The sequence below is a fragment of the Streptomyces sp. NPDC050988 genome (assembly GCF_044456225.1).
Taxonomy (GTDB): domain Bacteria; phylum Actinomycetota; class Actinomycetes; order Streptomycetales; family Streptomycetaceae; genus Streptomyces.
Genome location: NZ_JBITFQ010000016.1, coordinates 150,617 through 169,751 on the forward strand (window position 1 = coordinate 150,617; position 19,135 = coordinate 169,751).

General features: G+C 71.5%; 24 protein-coding genes. 18 read left to right on the top strand and 6 right to left on the bottom strand.

Features of this window, described 5'->3' with window-relative positions; translation table 11 throughout:
- Positions 1–34 precede the first annotated feature (34 nt).
- Positions 35–667, top strand: a complete 633-nt coding sequence (locus tag ACIBEI_RS29890) for an AAA family ATPase (RefSeq protein WP_398893331.1) — start codon at positions 35–37, stop codon at positions 665–667.
- 209 nt (positions 668–876) lie between these two features.
- Here the strand turns inward: ACIBEI_RS29890 and ybaK are convergent, their stop codons facing one another.
- The 5 genes from ybaK to ACIBEI_RS29915 all read right to left on the bottom strand — a co-directional run bounded on the left by ybaK (position 877) and on the right by ACIBEI_RS29915 (position 5,310).
- Positions 877–1,380, bottom strand: coding sequence for a Cys-tRNA(Pro) deacylase (gene ybaK / locus ACIBEI_RS29895; protein WP_398893332.1), 504 nt, complete (start codon positions 1,378–1,380; stop codon positions 877–879).
- A 108-nt stretch (positions 1,381–1,488) separates the two neighbouring features.
- Positions 1,489–1,722, bottom strand: coding sequence for a hypothetical protein (locus tag ACIBEI_RS29900; protein WP_398893333.1), 234 nt, complete (start codon positions 1,720–1,722; stop codon positions 1,489–1,491).
- 12 nt (positions 1,723–1,734) lie between these two features.
- Positions 1,735–2,475: an LON peptidase substrate-binding domain-containing protein gene (locus ACIBEI_RS29905; protein ID WP_190230354.1), complete on the bottom strand. Its 741-nt coding sequence runs from the start codon at positions 2,473–2,475 to the stop codon at positions 1,735–1,737.
- An 11-nt stretch (positions 2,476–2,486) separates the two neighbouring features.
- The gene (locus tag ACIBEI_RS29910) at positions 2,487–3,542 is read right to left on the bottom strand and encodes a hypothetical protein (RefSeq protein ID WP_398893334.1); all 1,056 of its coding nucleotides are present in this window, start codon (positions 3,540–3,542) and stop codon (positions 2,487–2,489) included.
- A 184-nt stretch (positions 3,543–3,726) separates the two neighbouring features.
- A complete protein-coding gene (locus ACIBEI_RS29915; RefSeq protein WP_398893335.1) occupies positions 3,727–5,310 on the bottom strand; it encodes an oxidoreductase in 1,584 nt (527 codons plus the stop codon).
- Positions 5,311–5,522: 212 nt separating this feature from the next.
- Here ACIBEI_RS29915 and hisD point away from each other — a divergent pair, with 212 nt between their 5' ends.
- The 10 genes from hisD (at position 5,523) to ACIBEI_RS29965 (ending at position 13,256) form a co-directional block, all read left to right on the top strand.
- Positions 5,523–6,845, top strand: coding sequence for a histidinol dehydrogenase (gene hisD / locus ACIBEI_RS29920; protein ID WP_398893336.1), 1,323 nt, complete (start codon positions 5,523–5,525; stop codon positions 6,843–6,845).
- Entirely contained in the window at positions 6,842–7,957 is a 1,116-nt protein-coding gene (locus ACIBEI_RS29925) for a histidinol-phosphate transaminase (RefSeq protein WP_398893337.1), read from the top strand. Before hisD ends, ACIBEI_RS29925 begins: the two co-directional genes overlap by 4 nt.
- On the top strand, positions 7,954–8,547 hold the full coding sequence (gene hisB, locus ACIBEI_RS29930; protein ID WP_398893338.1) for an imidazoleglycerol-phosphate dehydratase HisB: 594 nt from the start codon (positions 7,954–7,956) through the stop codon (positions 8,545–8,547). Before ACIBEI_RS29925 ends, hisB begins: the two co-directional genes overlap by 4 nt.
- Positions 8,548–8,551: 4 nt before the next feature.
- On the top strand, positions 8,552–8,716 hold the full coding sequence (locus ACIBEI_RS29935; protein ID WP_398893339.1) for a hypothetical protein: 165 nt from the start codon (positions 8,552–8,554) through the stop codon (positions 8,714–8,716).
- Entirely contained in the window at positions 8,707–9,357 is a 651-nt protein-coding gene (gene hisH / locus ACIBEI_RS29940) for an imidazole glycerol phosphate synthase subunit HisH (RefSeq protein ID WP_398893340.1), read from the top strand. Before ACIBEI_RS29935 ends, hisH begins: the two co-directional genes overlap by 10 nt.
- Before the next feature lie 3 nt (positions 9,358–9,360).
- On the top strand, positions 9,361–10,086 hold the full coding sequence (priA, locus tag ACIBEI_RS29945) for a bifunctional 1-(5-phosphoribosyl)-5-((5-phosphoribosylamino)methylideneamino)imidazole-4-carboxamide isomerase/phosphoribosylanthranilate isomerase PriA (RefSeq protein ID WP_200398859.1): 726 nt from the start codon (positions 9,361–9,363) through the stop codon (positions 10,084–10,086).
- Positions 10,083–10,481 (top strand): RidA family protein, encoded by a 399-nt coding sequence (locus ACIBEI_RS29950; protein ID WP_398893341.1) that lies wholly within the window; start codon positions 10,083–10,085, stop codon positions 10,479–10,481. The genes priA and ACIBEI_RS29950 overlap by 4 nt, the downstream gene beginning before the upstream one ends.
- Positions 10,478–11,233, top strand: coding sequence for an imidazole glycerol phosphate synthase subunit HisF (gene hisF, locus ACIBEI_RS29955; protein ID WP_266503221.1), 756 nt, complete (start codon positions 10,478–10,480; stop codon positions 11,231–11,233). The genes ACIBEI_RS29950 and hisF overlap by 4 nt, the downstream gene beginning before the upstream one ends.
- A gap of 157 nt (positions 11,234–11,390) precedes the next feature.
- Positions 11,391–11,978 (top strand): helix-turn-helix domain-containing protein, encoded by a 588-nt coding sequence (locus ACIBEI_RS29960; protein ID WP_364185987.1) that lies wholly within the window; start codon positions 11,391–11,393, stop codon positions 11,976–11,978.
- 30 nt (positions 11,979–12,008) lie between these two features.
- A complete protein-coding gene (locus ACIBEI_RS29965) occupies positions 12,009–13,256 on the top strand; it encodes an MFS transporter (RefSeq protein ID WP_398893342.1) in 1,248 nt (415 codons plus the stop codon).
- A gap of 55 nt (positions 13,257–13,311) precedes the next feature.
- Here ACIBEI_RS29965 and ACIBEI_RS29970 read toward each other — a convergent pair whose 3' ends face one another.
- Positions 13,312–13,947 (bottom strand): TIGR03085 family metal-binding protein, encoded by a 636-nt coding sequence (locus tag ACIBEI_RS29970; protein ID WP_398893343.1) that lies wholly within the window; start codon positions 13,945–13,947, stop codon positions 13,312–13,314.
- Positions 13,948–14,031: 84 nt separating this feature from the next.
- Between ACIBEI_RS29970 and hisI the strand changes: the two genes are divergently transcribed.
- The 7 genes from hisI to trpM all read left to right on the top strand — a co-directional run bounded on the left by hisI (position 14,032) and on the right by trpM (position 19,067).
- Positions 14,032–14,478, top strand: coding sequence for a phosphoribosyl-AMP cyclohydrolase (hisI, locus tag ACIBEI_RS29975; protein WP_398893344.1), 447 nt, complete (start codon positions 14,032–14,034; stop codon positions 14,476–14,478).
- An 11-nt stretch (positions 14,479–14,489) separates the two neighbouring features.
- Complete coding sequence (locus ACIBEI_RS29980; RefSeq protein ID WP_398893345.1) at positions 14,490–15,983, top strand: anthranilate synthase component I; 1,494 nt, start codon at positions 14,490–14,492, stop codon at positions 15,981–15,983.
- 123 nt (positions 15,984–16,106) lie between these two features.
- A complete protein-coding gene (locus tag ACIBEI_RS29985) occupies positions 16,107–16,748 on the top strand; it encodes a TIGR02234 family membrane protein (RefSeq protein WP_398893346.1) in 642 nt (213 codons plus the stop codon).
- 204 nt (positions 16,749–16,952) lie between these two features.
- Positions 16,953–17,192, top strand: a complete 240-nt coding sequence (locus ACIBEI_RS29990; protein ID WP_398893347.1) for an HGxxPAAW family protein — start codon at positions 16,953–16,955, stop codon at positions 17,190–17,192.
- A gap of 117 nt (positions 17,193–17,309) precedes the next feature.
- On the top strand, positions 17,310–17,768 hold the full coding sequence (locus tag ACIBEI_RS29995; RefSeq protein ID WP_398893348.1) for a DUF2752 domain-containing protein: 459 nt from the start codon (positions 17,310–17,312) through the stop codon (positions 17,766–17,768).
- 214 nt (positions 17,769–17,982) lie between these two features.
- A complete protein-coding gene (gene trpC, locus ACIBEI_RS30000) occupies positions 17,983–18,792 on the top strand; it encodes an indole-3-glycerol phosphate synthase TrpC (protein ID WP_189840339.1) in 810 nt (269 codons plus the stop codon).
- A gap of 8 nt (positions 18,793–18,800) precedes the next feature.
- A complete protein-coding gene (gene trpM / locus ACIBEI_RS30005) occupies positions 18,801–19,067 on the top strand; it encodes a tryptophan biosynthesis modulator TrpM (RefSeq protein ID WP_362074065.1) in 267 nt (88 codons plus the stop codon).
- Positions 19,068–19,135: the final 68 nt, after the last annotated feature.

Consider the following 19,135-nt stretch of genomic DNA (forward strand, 5'->3'; position numbering starts at 1 on the left):
CGCGGCTGACAGGCGGGCCTGGCACGATGTCGGTGTGACCGCACCGCTGACTCCGCCTCCACAGCCGAACCACCAGCCTCCGCACCACGTCTGGCAGGCGCCGCCCCCCGGGTACGCGCCCGTTCATGAGGAGGACGGTCCCGGGATGAAGACCGAACTGCGCGAGGCCGCCGTCATCACGGTCGCCACGGCGATCGGCGGCGTGCTGCTCGGCCTGCTGTGGTGCTGGCTGGCGCCGCGGGTGCCGCTGGTCTCGGACGGTGCGGCGGTCTACCCCAAGGATGTGGAGGGGGAGCAGGTCATCGGCGTGGACGGCACCTTCTCGCTGCTCGCGGTCGGCTTCGGCCTGGTCACCGCGGTGGTCGTCTTCCTTCTGCGGCGTCGTGGCGGCATCCCGCTGATCGTCGCGCTCACCGTCGGAGGCATCCTCGCCTCCCTGCTCGCCTGGCGCCTGGGCATCTGGCTCGGCCCCACCCAGAACGTGATCGCCCACGCCAAGGAGGCAGGCAAGGGCGTCACCTTCGACGCCCCCCTCGTCCTCAACGCCAAGGGCGCCCTGCTCGCCTGGTCCGTCTCGGCCCTCCTGGTCCACCTGGGCCTGACGGCTCTCTTCGCCCCGAGGGACCCGGATCCGTACGACCAGCCCCAGTTCCCTCCGCAGAACTAGCCCCGGGCAACGGTGGCGCCCCGCAAGGGGCGCGGGGAACCGCGCGAGCAACCCCCACGCACCCGCAGACGAAAAACGCTCCCCGCGGAGCGCCTACGCAGGCCGATGCCCGTGGTTCGACCGCCCCTTCTTGACCCGCCACTTCCTCTTACGCGTCTTCTTCGACATGTCCTCGGTACTTAACCGAAAACGGGCCCCCCGTCGAGGGTTCACGCACGCCCAACGGCGGCAACCACCGCATCCGTGAGCTTCGCCAGATCCTCCGGAGCGAGTTCGACCTCAAGCCCCCGCCGCCCCGCGGACACACAGACGGTCGCGTGGGCCGAGGCCGACGCGTCCAGCACCGTACGCAGCCGCTTCCGCTGCCCGAGCGGCGAGATGCCCCCGCGCACATACCCGCTGGAGCGCTCCGCGGCGGCCGGATCGGCCATGGCGGCCCGCTTGCCGCCCACCGCCGAGGCCAGCGCCTTCAGGTCGAGCGAGCCGGCCACCGGCACGACGGCGACGGTGAGTTCCCCGTCGACGTCCGCGACCAGCGTCTTGAAGACCCGGTCCGGGGAGACGCCCATCGCCTCGGCAGCCTCCTCCCCGTACGAGGGGTGCGAGGGGGCGTGCTCGTAGGCGTGGACCGTGAACTCGACGCCCGCCGCGGTGAGCGCCACGGTCGCGGGCGTCCCGCCCGACTGCTGCTGCTTCTTCGACTTCTTCGCCATGGGCCCGCATCATCCCAGACGGCCGAGACACGGCCGCCGCTGCCCGGAACGCGGCCGCCCCCGCCCGGAACGGTGTCCGGGCGGGGGCGGCGGGCGACTGTCCTTTGGTCAGCGGCCGACCTCGTTCCAGGTGCTGTTGGCCCGCTCATTGAGGCTGATGGTCTTCGTCGGCCCGTAGGTGGTCGTGCCGGCGGTGGTGGTGCGGTACCCGAGCTGCGCGCTGATCGTCGAGCCGCCGGTCTTCGTGTAGAAGACCTCGACGCGGCTGGGGCTTGTGTTCAGGGAGACGCACAGCTGCCCGTTGCTCAGGCTTGTGCATTCGACCCGTGCCTGGATTCCCACGTCCTTACCGCCTCAGTTGAGACTCGTCGGCCCCCGCGTCAGCTCCGACGCGGGCAACGACGGAAGGTTGCGGATGATCGCGGTCTCCGCGCGCAGCAGCGTCAGCTCCTCGCGGAGGCGGGACGCCGTGTCCGGGGCCTGGAGCAGCCGCTGTTTCGCCGGTACGTCGAGCATCGCCGCGGCCGCGACCAGGTACGAGACGACGGCCGGCTCGTCCGGCAGCTCGGCCCCGGTCGACAGGGACCGTTCCCGGGCCCCCGCGAGCCGCTTCTGATACTGCCGGAAGGCCCGCAGCACGCCCTGGGCCAGCGCGCCGGCCTCCTCGCCCGGGTCTTCCTCCAGCTCCTCCAGTTCGGCCGTCAGAAAGGCACCGGACGCGTCCACGGAGAGCAGCCGCACCCGGGTCGTACCGGTGGCCAGCACCTCGAAGCTGCCGTCGGCCCGTTCCCGGATGGTCGCCGCGTCCGCGACGCACCCCACCTCGTGGAAGGCCTTCGCCGGGTCGTCGCCGAAGCCCGCCGCGGGCCCGCGCTGGGGTACGGCGGTCTGGTCCGGCATACCGGGCGCGGTGGACGCGACCTCGTGGCCGTCGCGGATGGCGACGACGACGAACCGGCGTGGATCGTCCTCGGGGGTCTTCAGGAGCTCGCGCATCATCGCGCGATAGCGCTCCTCGAAGACGTTCAGGGGCAGTACGAGCCCGGGGAACAGCACCGAGTTCAGGGGGAAGAGGGGGAGCCGGACGGTGGTCACGACGAGAAAGCCTAATGGTCACCGGAGGGCGCACGTCCGCCGTGCTCACTCCGTGGATACGGAAGATCCCCGTTGCGTAGTTTCAGGGGCATGCCCGAGGCCACCTCGATCCGTACTCCGTCGCGCAGTTCGAGGAACTGGCCGAGCGGATCGTCCGAGACGCGGTCCCAGGGGAACGAGGTGGCGTACGGGCCGATGCGGCGCAGTTCCGCAAGGGCGTCCTGCCAGCGTTCGAGGCGGATCAGCACGTAGGTCAGCAGGTTGCGGACCTCCGCGGGCCACGGGTCGGCGTCCGCGTACTCCCTGGAGACGGCGATCGCGAGGTCGGCCGCCGTGTCGAGGCGTTCGCGCGGCACGGCCGCTCCGCCGCCCTCGGTCAGATACGCGAAGGCCGCGCGCACCGGCAGGGCCTGGACGAGGGAGCCGGGCAGCGCGTCCTGTGCGGCCCGCTCGGCGAAGTCGAAGCACTCGCGGTGTGAGCCGTACCAGGCCGCGGACAGGTACTGGAGGGCGGCCACATGGCAGCCGTAGTGGTGCGGGGAGCGGCGTACGGCCTCGGCCCACAGCCGCTCGAAGGCGGTGTGCGGGGTGTTCGTGCCCCGGGCGTGGTCGAGCGCGATGCGCCACGGCACCGGGTCGCGCGGGTCGCCCTCGGCGGCCGCGGTGATCAGCGGCGCGACCTGGCGCAGCAGCTCGGCGCGGGCCGGCGACTCCCAGCCCCGGCACACCGCGAGCTCGGCCTTGACCAGCAGCGCGTCCGGGTCGTGCGGGGCGTCGGAGCACCAGTCGTCGAACCACTCCGGCCGGGAGCGCGCGAAGGCGGCGAGACGTGTCGCGTACCGGTCCCGGTTCTCCCACTCGGCGGCCTCCCGGGTGGTGGACAGCAGCTTCGCCGCGGTCCCGTACTCACCGCGGCCCGCGGCGACGAGCGCCGGTCCGAGCCGCTCGTCGGGCGCGTCGAGCAGTACCTCGTCGTCGGCGGGCAGACCGGCGGCGAGGCGCGAAGTGTTCCGCGCCATCCGTGCCGTACGGAGGAACGCGCGCAGCAGTGCCATGGTGGTGCCCATTGAAAACCCGCAGGTCGGACGGGTGCCAGGGGGGACGCGGTGACGCTTTTGTAACCATGGTTTGGTTGCGTGCGGAATGGTCAAGGCCGGGTAAAAGGTGACTGTTGTTCATGTGTCAAGCAGTTGTGCGCGACCCGGGAGGCGGGCCTGCCCAGTCCCTGCCCAACCCCTGCCCGGCCCCTGCTCAGCCTTTGCGCAGCATCCGTGTCGCGCCCGCCGCCACCGTCGTGGCGAGGACCCAGCCCAGCAGGATCACCACCGCGGACAGCCACTGCCAGCCACCGCGCAGCTGCCAGAAGCCGACCTGGCCGAGATCGATGACCGGAAGCAGCAGGTCCAGGGCGAACAGCGACGGGTTCCACGGCGGATGTTCGCCCCTTTTGAGCGGCGGATGATCGGCGTGTGCGAAGGCTATGGAGGTCGCCGCCCACAGCACGGCCATCCACACGGCCGCCCGCCCCGGCCGGTACCCGTAGGCGACCGTCCAGTCCTGCGCGTACCCCCAGAGCTTGGCGGCGATCGGCAGGTTCTCGCGGCGGTGGCGCTGCTTGGCGAGCAGCACCTCGCGGGCGTCCTCGTCCTCGCCGCCGTTGCGCAGCACGGTCGCCAGCCGCTCGTACGGCTCCGGGTTGTACTCCGGGGTCGCCGCGGCCACCCACTCCAGGCGCCGGGCGAGCGGGAACGGGCCGCGCGGCACCAGGTACTCGTACTGGAAGCCGCCCATCTGCAGCTGGCCCGCGCCCGGCCAGCTGGTCGCCTGGTCCATCAGGTTGACCACCTTCGCGCCGTTCAGCACGACCCGTCCGCGCTGTGGCCGCTCGCCGAGGAAGCGCAGCTCGGGCACCTGGACGCGGCGCAGCGAGACCTCCTGGCCGTCCCGCAGGACGAGGCGGGCCTGCTCGAAGTCCACCGCGTCCCCGAACCGGCCGTCGTCGAGCCGGATCCCGCCCTCGCACTCGAACCGCTGGACGCGGGTGCCGCGCGCCGGGGTGCGGCCACTGGTGTGGAGGGGGTCGCCGACGCTCGCCGGGGTCAGATACAGCGTGCGCTCGACGGTCAGCTGCGGTGCGTTCAGCGCGCGGCGGCTCCCGTACGGGTTGGCCAGCCGGCTGCCGCGCAGACTCAGCGAGACGCCGACCTTCGCGCCGCGCAGGCTCAGCTCGCCGTGCGACTCCAGCATCTCGGCCTGGAGGTCCTGCCCGACGGTCATCCCGTCGCCGGTGAGGGAGCGGCCGCGCCGGTCCCGGTAGACGACCGCCTGGTTGAGCAGCAGGTCGGTGCCGATGTGCGCGTCCGTGAGGCGTACGCCGTTGTGGAAGCGGCAGCGCGGCAGATGCAGATCGCCCTCGGTGTGCACCCGGGCCGCCTCAAGACGCGGCACCGCGCAGTCCACCAGGCGCACGGTCGTGAACCGGGCCTCCGGCAGCAGGATCTCCTTCTCGAACCGGCAGCCCTTGATCTCGACGTACGGCTCGATCGTGCCGCCCGCGAGGTCGAGGACGTCGACGATCTGGACGCCGGTCAGCTTGAGCGAGGCGACGCGGCCGTCGAGCGCGGGCGGTCCGTCCAGCAGCAGCCAGGCCACTGTCCGGGCCCGCACACAGCGCTCGGGGCCCCATGGATGGCCGCCGTGCGGATCGTCGACGGCTGGGTCCCCGGCGCGCAGGTCGTACACGCTGCCGTTGCGGAACGCCTGCCACATCCCGGCTTCGGCGGCGGTCAGGTCATCGGGCAGTTCTCCGGCGCGGACGCCGGCCCCCTGGGTCACGGTCTTCCCTTTCTCCCCCGCTACTCGCGGGTTTCGTACAGTCGTTCCTGTGATGCCCGCTGGGTGACAGCCTGAACGCCGACGGTGAAGGCGATCTTCCGGAACCCGCGCCAGGAACGAAATCGGGCCACGTGCGGACCGGTGGTCCACGGCCCGTATCAGCGATTGATACAGCCGTCCGGTGCCCGATCCCCGTCTGAGAGAATTGGTTCGTGATCTCCCGAATCGATCTGCGTGGCGACGCCCTCCCCGAGGGCTCGGCTCTGCGCGACCTGCTGCCCCGAGCCGACTTCGACGTTTCGGCCGCACTGGAGAAGGTGCGTCCGATCTGCGAGGCCGTGCATCATCGGGGAGATGCGGCGCTGATCGACTACGCGGAGAAGTTCGACGGCGTGCGCCTGGAGTCCGTCCGCGTCCCGGCGCGGGCGCTCACCGACGCGCTGGAGCAGCTCGATCCGGCCGTCCGCGCGGCACTGGAGGAGTCGATCCGCCGCGCCCGCATGGTCCACCGCGAGCAGCGCCGCACCACGCACACCACCCAGGTCGTGCCCGGCGGCTCGGTCACCGAGAAGTGGCTGCCGGTCGACCGGGTCGGGCTGTACGCGCCCGGCGGCCGGGCCGTCTACCCGTCGTCCGTGATCATGAACGTGGTCCCGGCGCAGGAGGCGGGCGTCGAGTCGATCGCCCTCGCCTCCCCGGCCCAGTCCGAGTTCGGCGGCCTGCCGCACCCGACGATCCTGGCCGCCTGCGCGCTGCTCGGGATCGACGAGGTGTACGCGGCCGGCGGTGCGACCGCCGTCGCGATGTTCGCGTACGGCACCGAGTCCTGCCCGCCCACCAACATGGTCACGGGCCCGGGCAACATCTGGGTCGCCGCCGCCAAGCGCTACTTCGCCGGAAGGATCGGCATCGACGCCGAGGCCGGTCCGACCGAGATCGCGATCCTCGCCGACGAGAGCGCCGACCCGGTGCACGTCGCGTCCGACCTGATCAGCCAGGCCGAGCACGACCCGCTGGCCGCCGCCGTCCTGGTCACCGACTCGGTCGCGCTGGCCGACGCGGTGGAGAAGGAGCTGGAACCGCAGGTCGCGGCCACCAAGCACATCGAGGACCGGATCGTCCCGGCACTGAACGGCAGGCAGTCCGCGATCGTGCTGGTCGACGGCGTGGAGGAGGGCCTGCGGGTCGTCAACGCGTACGGCGCCGAGCACCTGGAGATCCAGACGGCCGACGCGAGCGCGGTGGCGGACCGGGTCCGCAACGCCGGTGCGATCTTCGTCGGCCCCTGGGCGCCCGTCTCGCTGGGCGACTACGCGGCCGGCTCCAACCACGTGCTCCCGACCGGCGGCTGCGCCTGCCACTCCTCGGGTCTGTCGGTCCAGTCCTTCCTGCGCGGGATCCACATCGTGGACTACACGCGCGACGCCCTGGCGGAGGTGGCGCACCACGTGGTGGCGCTCGCCGAGGCCGAGGACCTCCCTGCCCACGGTGCCGCCGTCAAGGCAAGGTTCGACTGGAAGGTACCCAGCAAGTGACCGGCATCGACGATCTCCCCGTACGCGACGAGCTGCGCGGCAAGTCCCCGTACGGCGCGCCCCAACTCGACGTCCCCGTACGGCTGAACACGAACGAGAACCCGTACGCGCTGCCCGAGCCGCTCGTCGAGCGGATCGCCGAGCGGGTGCGCGAGGCCGCGCGGAACCTCAACCGCTACCCCGACCGGGACGCGGTCGAGCTGCGTACCGAGCTGGCCAGGTACCTGACGAAGACCGGCAAGTACGCGGTCGGCCTCCAGAACGTGTGGGCGGCCAACGGCTCGAACGAGGTCATCCAGCAGCTGCTGCAGACCTTCGGCGGGCCCGGCCGCACGGCGATCGGCTTCGAGCCCTCGTACTCGATGCACGGCCTGATCTCGCGGGGTACCGGCACGGGATGGATCTCCGGTCCGCGCAACGAGGACTTCACGATCGACCTCGCGGCCGCCGAGCAGGCGATCGCCGAGAACAAGCCCGATGTCGTCTTCATCACCACCCCCAACAACCCCACAGGCAACGCGGTTCCGCCCGGGACGGTCCTCGCGCTGTACGAGGCCGCGCAGGCGGCGAAGCCGTCGATGGTCGTCGTCGACGAGGCATACATCGAGTTCAGCCACGGCGACTCGCTGCTTCCGCTGCTCGAAGGTCGGCCGAATCTCGTCGTCTCGCGGACGATGTCGAAGGCCTTCGGCGCGGCCGGGCTGCGCCTCGGCTATCTCGCCGCGGACCCGGCGGTCGTGGACGCCGTCCAGTTGGTACGGCTGCCGTACCACCTGTCTGCCGTCACCCAGGCGACCGCGCTGGCCGCCCTGGAGCACACCGACACGCTGCTCGGATACGTCGAGCAGCTGAAGACCGAGCGGGACCGGCTGGTCCTCGAACTGCGCGCGATCGGCTTCGAGGTGACCGAGTCGGACGCGAACTTCGTGCAGTTCGGGCGGTTCGACGGCGAGAACGGCTCCCACGAGGCCTGGCAGAAGATCCTCGACCGGGGCGTCCTGGTCCGGGACAACGGCGTACCGGGGTGGCTGCGGGTCAGCGCCGGAACCCCCGCCGAAAACGACGCGTTCCTCGACGCGGTACGTGAACTGAAGAAGGAGCAGAGCGCATGAGCCGCGTAGGACGAGTCGAGCGGGTGACCAAGGAGACGTCGGTCCTCGTCGAGATCGATCTCGACGGAACCGGCAAGGTCGACGTGTCGACAGGAATCGGCTTCTACGACCACATGCTCGACCAGCTCGGCCGCCACGGTCTGTTCGACCTGACCGTGAAGACCGAGGGTGACCTGCACATCGACTCGCACCACACCATCGAGGACTCCGCCCTCGCGCTCGGCGCCGCCTTCAAGCAGGCGCTCGGCGACAAGGTGGGGATCTATCGATTCGGGAACTGCACCGTTCCCCTGGACGAGTCGCTCGCCCAGGTGACCGTCGACCTCTCCGGCCGCCCGTACCTCGTGCACACCGAGCCCGAGAAGATGGCGCCGATGATCGGCGAGTACGACACGACGATGACCCGGCACATCTTCGAGTCCTTCGTCGCGCAGGCCCAGATCGCACTGCACGTCCACGTGCCGTACGGGCGCAACGCGCACCACATCGTGGAGTGCCAGTTCAAGGCGCTCGCCCGGGCCCTGCGGTACGCCTCCGAGCGTGACCCGCGCGCCGCGGGAATCCTTCCCTCCACGAAGGGCGCGCTGTAAAGCCATGACAGGCCTCAGCACCATCCTCATCGTCGTCGGGCTCTTCCTGCTCGGCGGCGTCTACTCCTTCGTCAAGCAGCAGATGCCGAAGAGTCTCATCGTGCTGCTGTCGATCGGCGCCGGCATGTGTCTCGTCGCGGGCGTCCTGAGGCTGGAGGTGTGGAATTGAGCTCCCCTTCGAAACGAGTAGTCGTCTTTGACTACGGCTTCGGGAACGTGCGCTCGGCGGAACGTGCCCTCGCGCGCGCGGGTGCCGACGTCGAGATAACGCGTGACTTCGACAAGGCCATGAACGCGGACGGCCTGCTGGTGCCCGGCGTGGGCGCCTTCGCCGCCTGCATGAAGGGGCTGAAGGAGGCGCGCGGCGACTGGATCGTCGGCCGCCGTCTCGCCGGTGGCCGCCCGGTCATGGGCATCTGCGTCGGTATGCAGATCCTCTTCGCGCGCGGCATCGAGCACGGCGTCGAGACCGAGGGCCTCGACGAGTGGCCCGGCTCGGTCGAGCCGCTGCAGGCCGACATCGTGCCCCACATGGGCTGGAACACCGTCGAGGCACCGACGGGCTCCCAGCTCTTCGCCGGCCTGGACACGGACGCGCGCTTCTACTTCGTGCACTCGTACGCCGTCCACGACTGGAACCTCGAAGTCGCCAACCCGACGATGCGCGCCCCGCTCGTCACCTGGTCGACGCACGGCAAGCCCTTCGTGGCGGCCGTCGAGAACGGCGCTCTGTGGGCCACGCAGTTCCACCCCGAGAAGTCCGGCGACGCCGGAGCGCAGCTGCTCACCAACTGGATCGGAACCCTGTAGACCATGGCCAAGCTCGAACTCCTCCCCGCCGTCGACGTCCGTGACGGCCAGGCGGTCCGCCTCGTCCACGGCGAGTCCGGTACGGAGACCTCGTACGGCTCGCCCCTGGAGGCGGCCCTCGCCTGGCAGCGGGCGGGTGCCGAGTGGCTGCACCTCGTGGACCTGGACGCCGCGTTCGGCACGGGCGACAACCGCGCCCTGATCGGCGAGGTCACCAAGGCGATGGACATCAAGGTCGAGCTGTCCGGCGGCATCCGTGACGACGCGACGCTCGCCGCGGCCCTCGCCACCGGCTGCACCCGGGTGAACCTCGGCACGGCCGCCCTGGAGACGCCCGAGTGGGTCGCCAAGGTCATCGCCGAGCACGGCGACAAGATCGCGGTCGGTCTCGACGTACGCGGCACGACCCTGCGCGGGCGCGGCTGGACCCGCGACGGCGGCGACCTCTACGAGACGCTGGAGCGCCTCAACAAGGAGGGCTGCGCGCGGTACGTCGTCACGGACATCGCGAAGGACGGCACGCTCCAGGGCCCGAACCTGGAGCTGCTGAAGAACGTGTGCGCGGCGACCGACCGCCCGGTGGTGGCGTCCGGCGGGGTCTCGTCGCTCGACGACCTGCGTGCCATCGCCGAGCTGGTGCCCCTCGGTGTCGAGGGCTCGATCGTCGGCAAGGCCCTGTACGCGAAGGCGTTCACCCTGGAAGAGGCCCTGGAGGCGGTAGCCAAGTGAGTGACCTGCGACGCGTCACGACCGGAACTCCCTGGGAGGAGGCCTTCGGGTACTCCCGCGCGGTGGAGCTGCCGAACGGGCTGGTGCTGGTCTCCGGCTGCACGTCGATAGTGGACGGCGAGATCGCCGGAGGCGGCCCGTACGAGCAGGCGGTCAACGCGTTCAACGTCGCGCTGGCGGCGCTGAAGCAGCTGGATCTCGGCCGCGAGGACGTCGTACGGACGCGCATGTACCTCACCCATGCCCGCGACGTGGAGGACGTCGGACGCGCTCACAAGGAGCTGTTCGACTCCGTCCGGCCCGCCGCATCCATGATCATCGTCTCCGGTTTCGTGGACCCCAGCCTGGTGGTCGAGGTCGAGGTGGAGGCGTACCGAGAGGCACCCGAGTCATGACCCTGGCCGTACGAGTCATCCCCTGCCTGGACGTCGACAACGGCCGGGTCGTCAAGGGCGTCAACTTCCAGAACCTGCGCGACGCGGGCGACCCCGTCGAGATGGCCAAGGTGTACGACGCCGAGGGCGCCGACGAGTTGACGTTCCTGGACATCACCGCGTCCTCCGGCAACCGCGAGACCACGTACGACGTGGTGCGCCGCACCGCCGAGCAGGTCTTCATCCCGCTCACGGTCGGCGGCGGTGTGCGCACCGCCGAGGACGTCGACAAGCTGCTGCGCGCGGGTGCGGACAAGGTCGGCGTCAACACGGCCGCCATCGCTCGCCCCGACCTGATCCGGGAGATCGCCGAGCGGTTCGGGCGGCAGGTGCTGGTGCTGTCGGTGGACGCGCGCCGGACCCCCGAGGGCACCTTCGAGGTCACCACCCACGGCGGCCGCAAGGGCACCGGCATCGACGCCGTCGAGTGGGCGCACCGGGCCGCCGAACTGGGGGCGGGCGAGATCCTGCTCAACTCGATGGACGCGGACGGCACGAAGGACGGCTACGACATCGAGATGATCGAGGCCGTACGGAAGCACGTCACGGTGCCGGTGATCGCCTCCGGCGGCGCGGGCCGGCTGGCCGACTTCCCGCCGGCCGTCGCCGCGGGCGCGGACGCCGTGCTCGCCGCGTCCGTCTTCCACTTCGGCGACCTGCGGATCGGCGAGGTGAAGCAGGCGTTGCGGGAGGCGGGGCATCCGGTGCGGTGACGACCCGGAGACTCGTTCACGCGTAGGAGAGGTTGCGTAGGAGGGGTTTCGGTAAGCCCCGGCCGCCTGGTGGCCGGGGCTTACTCGTGGCGGGAAGGGAAAGAAAAGTTGCGCAATTTATATTGCGCAACTTTTCTTTCGTATCTACGGTGGTGTCATGAGCGGCACGGAGAACCTCCCGATCACGGACCTGGGCACCCTCAAGGCCCTGGCCCACCCCCTGCGGATGCAGCTGTACCGAGGGCTGTGCGTGGCCCGCACCGCGACCGCCTCGCAGCTCGCCGAGCAGGTCGACGAAGCGGTCTCACTGGTCAGCTACCACCTGCGCAAGCTCGCCGAGCACGGGCTGATCGAGGCGGCCGAGCCGCAGAGCGGGGACGCCCGCGAGCGCTGGTGGCAGCCCTCCTCGCAGGGCGTGAGCATCAAGGACAAGGACTTCCGGGACGCACCCGAGAGGGCGTCCGCGCATCTGGCCGCCACCAGGCTCTTCCACGAGCAGCGGGCCGACATGTACCGCCGCTACCTCGACGAACGCCCCACCTGGGGCGCCGAGTGGAACTCCGCCGCACCGGACAACGAGTCGCTGCTGCGGCTGACCTCCGCCGAACTGGCCGAACTCGGCGAGGAGTTGCTCGCCCTCGCCAGGAAGTACGACGAGAAGGGCCGCGCCGCCGAGGCGGCCGGCGCGACAGAGGGGCGCGAGAACGTGGCGCTGCATGTGTACGGATTCCCGTTCCGCACCTGAGAGTTCGCAGCCCTGGGAGGGCACGCCCGTATGTCCACGACGTCCATACCCCCGACCGCCGTCTCCGGCAGACCGGCCCACCGCGACCCGAACGTCCTGCGCTGGCTCGGCGCCTACACCGCGTCCATGGTCGGCGACAACATCTACTACCTCGCGCTGACCTGGGCCGCCGTCCAGGCGGGCACGCCCGCGCAGGCGGGGATCGTGGCGGCCGTGAGCGCCGTGCCGCGCGCCCTGCTGATGCTCGGCGGGGGAGTGCTGGCCGACCGGTTCGGGCCCCGGAAGGTCGTCATCGGCAGTGACGCCGTGCGGTGCGCGGCCGTGCTCGCGGTGGCCGCGCTGCTCTTCGCCACGACCCCCGGGCTGTGGCCGCTGGCGCTGCTCGCCCTCGTCTTCGGCACGGTCGACGCCGTCTTCATGCCCGCCGTGGGCGCCCTGCCCGCCCGCATCACCGGCCGCGGCCAGCTCACCCGCGTCCAGGGAATGCGCGGCCTCGCCATCCGCTTCGCCAACGTCGTGGGCGCGCCGCTCGGCGGTCTGGGCATCGCGCTGGGCGGGCCCGCCGCGGCCTTCGGACTGGCCGGGCTGCTGATCGCGGTGTCCGTGCCCCTGCTCGTCTCCCTGCGGGTGGCCGACCTCCCCGGGGACGACAGGGCCACCGAACGCCCCACCGCCTGGAGCGACCTCCGCGACGGACTGCGCTACATCCGCCGCCACCGCGTCCTCGCCCCGCTGATCGTCGCCATCGCCCTCGGGGACCTCGGCTTCGTCGGACCGCTCAACGTGGGGCTGACCCTGCTCGCCGACGAGCGAGGCTGGGGCGCCTCAGGGGTGGGCTGGGTGCTCGCCGGGTTCGGCGTGGGCGCGGGCACCGCCGCGCTGCTGCTCGCCGTACGCGGAGGCCTTCCGCACGCCGGACGCGTGATGGCGGTGACGATCCTGGCGGGCTCGGTCGCGGTCGGCGCCCTGGCCCACGTGCCGAACGTCGTCGCGGCCGCGGGCGTCGCCGTCCTCGTCGGCCTGCTCACGGGCCTCAGCGGCGCCCTGTGCGGCGCACTGCTGCAGACCCGGACCGACCCCGCCTACCTGGGCAGGGTCAGCTCCGTGACCGGCATCGTCAGCCTCGGCCTCGCCCCGCTCAGCATGCCGCTGTCCGCCGCCGCGATCGGCGAGTGCGGCACGGGCCCGGTCTTCGTCGTCAGCGCGGCCGTGTGCGGCCTCGGCGGGGTGCTCGCCCTGTGCGTACGCGACCTCCGCCGGGCCGAACTCCCGAAGTAGCCGAACCACCGGGGTGACCGGACCACGCAAGCGGCCGTCACTGCCGAAGCAGCTGTCAGAGGCCCAGCTGCTTCGCCTCGTGCAGCTTGGCGATCGCTTCTTTGTCGCCCTCCAGTTCCACGTCCGCGGCGTTCTGGCGGCCGTGGACGAACATGACGAGTTCGGACGGCTCGCCCGTGGCCGTCACGACCGGGGTGCCCCGGTGGGCGACCGCCGTCTGGCCGTCCGGGCGGCGCAGGACCAGGCCCGTGGGGGTGCCGCGGCCCATCAGGCGGGCCGTGCGCTCCAGGCGGGACCAGAGGGCGTCCTGGAAGACCGGGTCCAGCTCGCGGGGAACCCAGTCGGGCTGGGCGCGGCGTACGTCCTCGGTGTGGACATAGAACTCGATCGCGTTGGACGCCTCGTCGATCTGCTTCAGGGAGAAGGGCGAGAAGCGCGGCGGCCCCGTACGGATGAGCTGGATCAGCTCCTCGTACGGCTTGTCGGTGAACTCGGCCATCACCCGGTCGAGGCGCGAGGCGAGCTGTTTGATCAGGATGCCGCCCGCGGCATCCGGGCGGCGCTCGCGCACGACCACGTGCGCGGCGAGATCACGGGTGTTCCAGCCCTCGCACAGAGTGGGGGCGTCCGGGCCCTCCGTCTCCAACAGATCCGCGAGGAGAAGTCGTTCACGCTTGGCATGGGTCGACATGTCAGCAAGCCTACGACTGCCTCCGCGGTCCGCCCAGTGGACAAGGGCACAGGAGTGTCCGACCGGCGCGGCACAATGGTCGTCATGACCAGCACGCCCCCGCCCGGCACGCCCAGCAGCCTGGATCCCGAGATCGCCGCCCGCCTCAGGCGCGGCGCCGACGGGCTCGTCCCCGCCATCGCCCAGCAGTACGACACCGGAGAGGTGCTGATGCTCGGCTGGATGGACGACGAGGCGCTGCATCGCACGCTGACGACCGGCCGGTGCACCTACTGGTCGCGCAGCCGTCAGGAGTACTGGGTCAAGGGCGACACCTCCGGCCACTTCCAGTGGGTCAGGTCCGTCGCCCTCGACTGCGACGCGGACACCGTGCTGGTCAAGGTCGACCAGGTGGGCGCCGCCTGCCACACCGGCGACCGCACCTGCTTCGACGCCGACGTGCTCCTCAAGGACGCCGAGGGCCCCGCCGACACCAAGGGCGCCGTCGACACCAAGGACGCCGATTCCGGCGTACCGGCCGTGGATCAGTAAGGTCAGCCGCCATGGACCTCGAGACCTTCCGCAAGCTGGCCACCGACCGGCGTGTCATCCCCGTCAGCCGCAAGCTCCTCGCGGACGGCGACACGCCCGTCGCGCTCTACCGCAAGCTCGCCGCCGAGCGCCCTGGCACCTTCCTCCTGGAGTCCGCGGAGAACGGCCGCTCCTGGTCCCGCTACTCGTTCGTGGGCGTCCGTTCGGCGGCGACCCTGACAGCCCGCGACGGCCAGGCCCACTGGGTCGGCACCCCGCCCGTCGGTGTCCCCGTCGACGGCGACCCCCTCGCCGCCCTGCGCGCCACCATCGAGGCCCTGCACACCCCTCACGACCTCGTGTACGACCAGGGGCTGCCCCCGTTCACCGGCGGCATGGTCGGCTACCTCGGCTACGACATCGTGCGCCGACTGGAGAAGATCGGCCCCGGCGAGCGCGACGACCTCAAGCTGCCCGAGCTGACCATGCTCCTCACCAGCGACCTCGCGGTCATGGACCACTGGGACGGCTCGGTCCTGCTGATCGCCAACGCGATCAACCACAACGACCTCGACACGGGCGTCGACGAGGCGTACGCGGACGCGGTGGCCCGCCTCGACGCCATGGAGGCGGACCTCTCGCGGTCCGTCTCACAGCCCCCGGCCGCGCTTCCGCCGTCCGAGCTTCCCGAGTACACCGCGCTGTGGGGCGGCCCCGACTACCAGGTCGCCGTCGAGGACATCAAGGAGCGCATCCGGGCCGGTGAGGCCTTCCAGGTCGTCCCCTCCCAGCGCTTCGAAACACCCTGCACGGCAAGCGCGTTGGACGTGTACCGGGTCCTGCGGGCCACCAACCCGTCCCCGTACATGTACCTCTTCCGCTTCGACGGCTTCGACGTCGTGGGCTCCTCCCCGGAGGCCCTGGTCAAGGTCGAGGACGGACAGGCGATGGTGCACCCCATCGCGGGCACCCGGCCGCGCGGCGCCACCGTCCAGGAGGACCAGGCGCTCGCCGACGAGCTGATCGCCGACGCCAAGGAGCGCGCCGAGCACCTGATGCTCGTCGACCTCGGACGCAACGACCTGGGGCGGGTCTGCGAGCCCGGTTCCGTCGAGGTCGTCGACTTCATGTCCATCGAGCGGTACTCGCACGTCATGCACATCGTGTCCACGGTGACGGGCAGGGTGGCCGAGGGGCGTACGGCCTTCGACGTACTGACCGCCTGCTTCCCCGCGGGCACCCTCTCCGGAGCCCCCAAGCCCCGCGCGATGCAGATCATCGACGAACTGGAGCCCTCGCGGCGCGGGCTGTACGGCGGCTGCGTCGGCTACCTCGACTTCGCGGGCGACTCCGACACCGCCATCGCCATCCGGACTGCCCTGCTCCGGGACGGCACGGCGTACGTGCAGGCCGGCGCCGGAGTCGTCGCCGACTCGGACCCCGTCGCCGAGGACACCGAGTGCCGCAACAAGGCGGCGGCCGTCCTGCGCGCGGTCCACACGGCGAACCGGCTCGGACGACCGTAGGTCACACATCGGCCACACATCGGCCAGGACCGCGGGAAACGGCCGTACAGCCGGACGTACGCGGACAGTGGGACGCGAGTCACGTGAACCCCGGGTGACGGTTCGCCCGGGGTTCAGGCGATAGTGGAGTACGTGACTGCTGTTCCGCACCCCCGATCCGAAGCCCCCGGACCCGCCAGGTCCGGCCGCCGAAGCCTCGCCCTCGCCCTGCTGTTCGGCGCGCTCGGCGCGGTCGTCGCGCTGCTCGCCTCGCGGCAGGGCTGGTCGGAGGGCACCGCGACGGTGGCCGGCGGCGACTTCCCGCTGAGCGCCAAGGGCGGCGATGTGACGGGCGTGCCCGCGTCCCTCGCCATAGTGGGCCTCGCCGCTCTCGTCGCCGTCTTCGCCGTCCGCCGTGCCGGCCGTTTCCTGGTCGCCGGTCTCCTCGCGCTCTCCGGCGCGGGCACGGTCGTCTCGGCGCTCCTCGGCGCCTCCGACACCTCCGCGCTCGACGAGAAGGCCGCGCAGGCCTCCGGCGACAGTGGGGCGACCGTGGACGCCATGACCCACACCGCCTGGCCCTACGTGGCCGCGGCGGGGGGTGTGCTGCTGCTTCTCGCCGGGCTCCTCGCCCTGCGGTACGGACGGCTGTGGCCGGCCATGTCGGGGCGGTACGAGCGCGACGGGACTCCGCGGGTGCGCAAGCCCCGGGTCCCGGCCGACCCGGACCGGCCCGAGGAGATCTGGAAGGCGCTGGACCGGGGGGAGGACCCCACCGGGGCCTAGCACTCCGTGGGGATGCCGTACGTCGACCGCGGGCCGGGGGGGGGCTGGTCGCGCAGTTCCCCGCGCCCCTTACGGGGCACGGACACCCGCCGCTGACAGGGCTCAGTACCCCCGCGCAGGCCGCACGTACGCGTGCGGGACAATGGGCGGTGAGTGTCCGACTCACACACGCACAGAACAACACAAATCATGAGGAGCTAAGTCATGGCGGGCAGCAACCACGGTCACACTCCGGCCGCCTGGACCGGCACCACCATCGTCATCATCGGTTTCTGTGTCTCCGGTGCCTTCATGGTGATGGCCGAGCCGCTGGGCTTCTGGGCCGGCATGGTCGTCGTGGCCCTCGGTGGCGTGGTCGGCATGGCGATGAGTGCGGCGGGCCTGGGCAAGCAGAAGGCCGCCCCCCGCTCCCACCAGGTGGCGTCCGCGTCCGCCGAGAGCTGACCTTCACGGCATGTCGAGAGGCGGGACCGGCTTCGAGCGCCGGGCCCGCCTCTTTCGCGTACGGACGCGCTCGCTCGCGTACAGGCATGTGTGCGGTGTGCGCCCCGGCGCGGCAGAATGCGTGGGGTGAACGCCGAGACCCAGAGGGTGACGCCCGCTCCAGGACCCGTGCCGCAGGGGTCCGTGGCGCGGCGGCTCCTCGTGCCCGGCGGGATCCTCGCGGCCGTGGCCGGCGCCTTCGCGTACGTGGGGGCCGTCGACCCGAACGAGCCGGGGCACTACCCCGCCTGTCCGCTGCTCCAGTACGCCGGCGTGTACTGCCCCGGCTGCGGAGGACTGCGCAGCGCGCACGCCGTCGCGCACGGGGACCTCGTGGCGGCGCTCGGGGCCAACGCGGTCGCCGTCGTGGGGTATCTGGTGTTCGCCGTCGTGTGGACCGTCTGGGTGATCGGTACCGTCCGGGGGCGGCCGCTGCGCATCGATCCCCGGCCGTCCGTCCTGTGGGGCCTGGGCGCGTTGCTGCTGGTCTTCACGGTTGTCCGGAACCTGCCGTTCGGTGGCTGGCTGCATCCTTGATCAATCGGTGAACGCCCAGTATGGGGGCACCTCTCGCCCGGGCATGCGAAGCTTGTTCGAGGGTGGGGGAGGGACCGGCGTCAACCGGATGCGAGGCCTAAGCCCTCCTCCGGATACCATCGCAGTGACCATCGGTTTCGTCCGAAGCGGGACGGACCCGGGTCAACCGCAGAAGCGCTTCAACTGTCAACCGTCTGGGAAGGGGGCCGCTCGCGTGAGTGTGCTCGACGAGATCATCGACGGAGTCCGTGCCGACCTCGCGGAGCGGCAGGCGCGCGTCAGCCTCGACGAGCTCAAGGAGCGCGCCGCGAAGGCTCCGGCTGCCAAGGACGGTGTCGCGGCCCTGCGCGGTGACGGCGTCAAGGTCATCTGCGAGGTCAAGCGCTCCAGCCCGTCCAAGGGCGCGCTCGCCGCGATCGCCGACCCCGCCGCACTCGCCGCCGACTACGAGGCGGGCGGTGCGGCCGTCATCTCCGTCCTCACGGAGCAGCGCCGCTTCGGCGGATCGCTGGCCGACCTGGAGGCCGTCCGTGCCCGGGTCGACATCCCGGTGCTCCGCAAGGACTTCATCGTCACCTCCTACCAGCTGTGGGAGGCCCGGGCGTACGGCGCGGACCTCGCGCTGCTCATCGTGGCCGCCCTCGACCAGCCCGCCCTGGAGTCCCTCATCGAGCGCGCCGAGTCCATCGGGCTCACACCGCTCGTCGAGGTGCACGACGAGGACGAGGTCGAGCGGGCGGTGGACGCCGGCGCGAAGGTCATCGGCGTCAACGCGCGCAACCTCAAGGACCTCAAGGTCGACCGCGGCACCTTCGACCGCGTCGCACCCGAGATCCCCGCGCACATCGTGAAGATCGCCGAGTCCGGCGTCCGCGGCCCGCACGACCTCATCGCGTACGCCAACGCGGGCGCCGACGCGGTGCTGGTGGGCGAGTCCCTGGTCACCGGCCGGGACCCGAAGACGGCCGTCTCCGACCTGGTCGCCGCGGGCGCGCACCCCGCGCTGCGGCACGGACGGGGCTGACACTCCGGATGTACGCCGACCGTTCCCTCGCCGCCACGACCACCCGTCCGGGCCCCGGCCCCGACGGTGGTCCGGCGCGCGTACGGTCGGCCGCCGCGGGCCCCTCGGTGGCCCGTGGCCCCTACGCACGGCTCGCCCGCGGCTGCCGTCCGCGCGGCTGCCGGGCGCCCGCGCGGCGGGTGCACGGTCGCCGCGTGCGGTACGTCATCGGTGACGAGCCCGGCCAGGTCAACGGGATGCGATGGCGTCGGCGCGTGTCACCTGCGGTGAGCTGAGCCGCGTCCAGGCGTTCCGCTGGAAGTCCCGTGATGAACCCGCGGGCCGGTGGGGGCTGGTCGCGCCC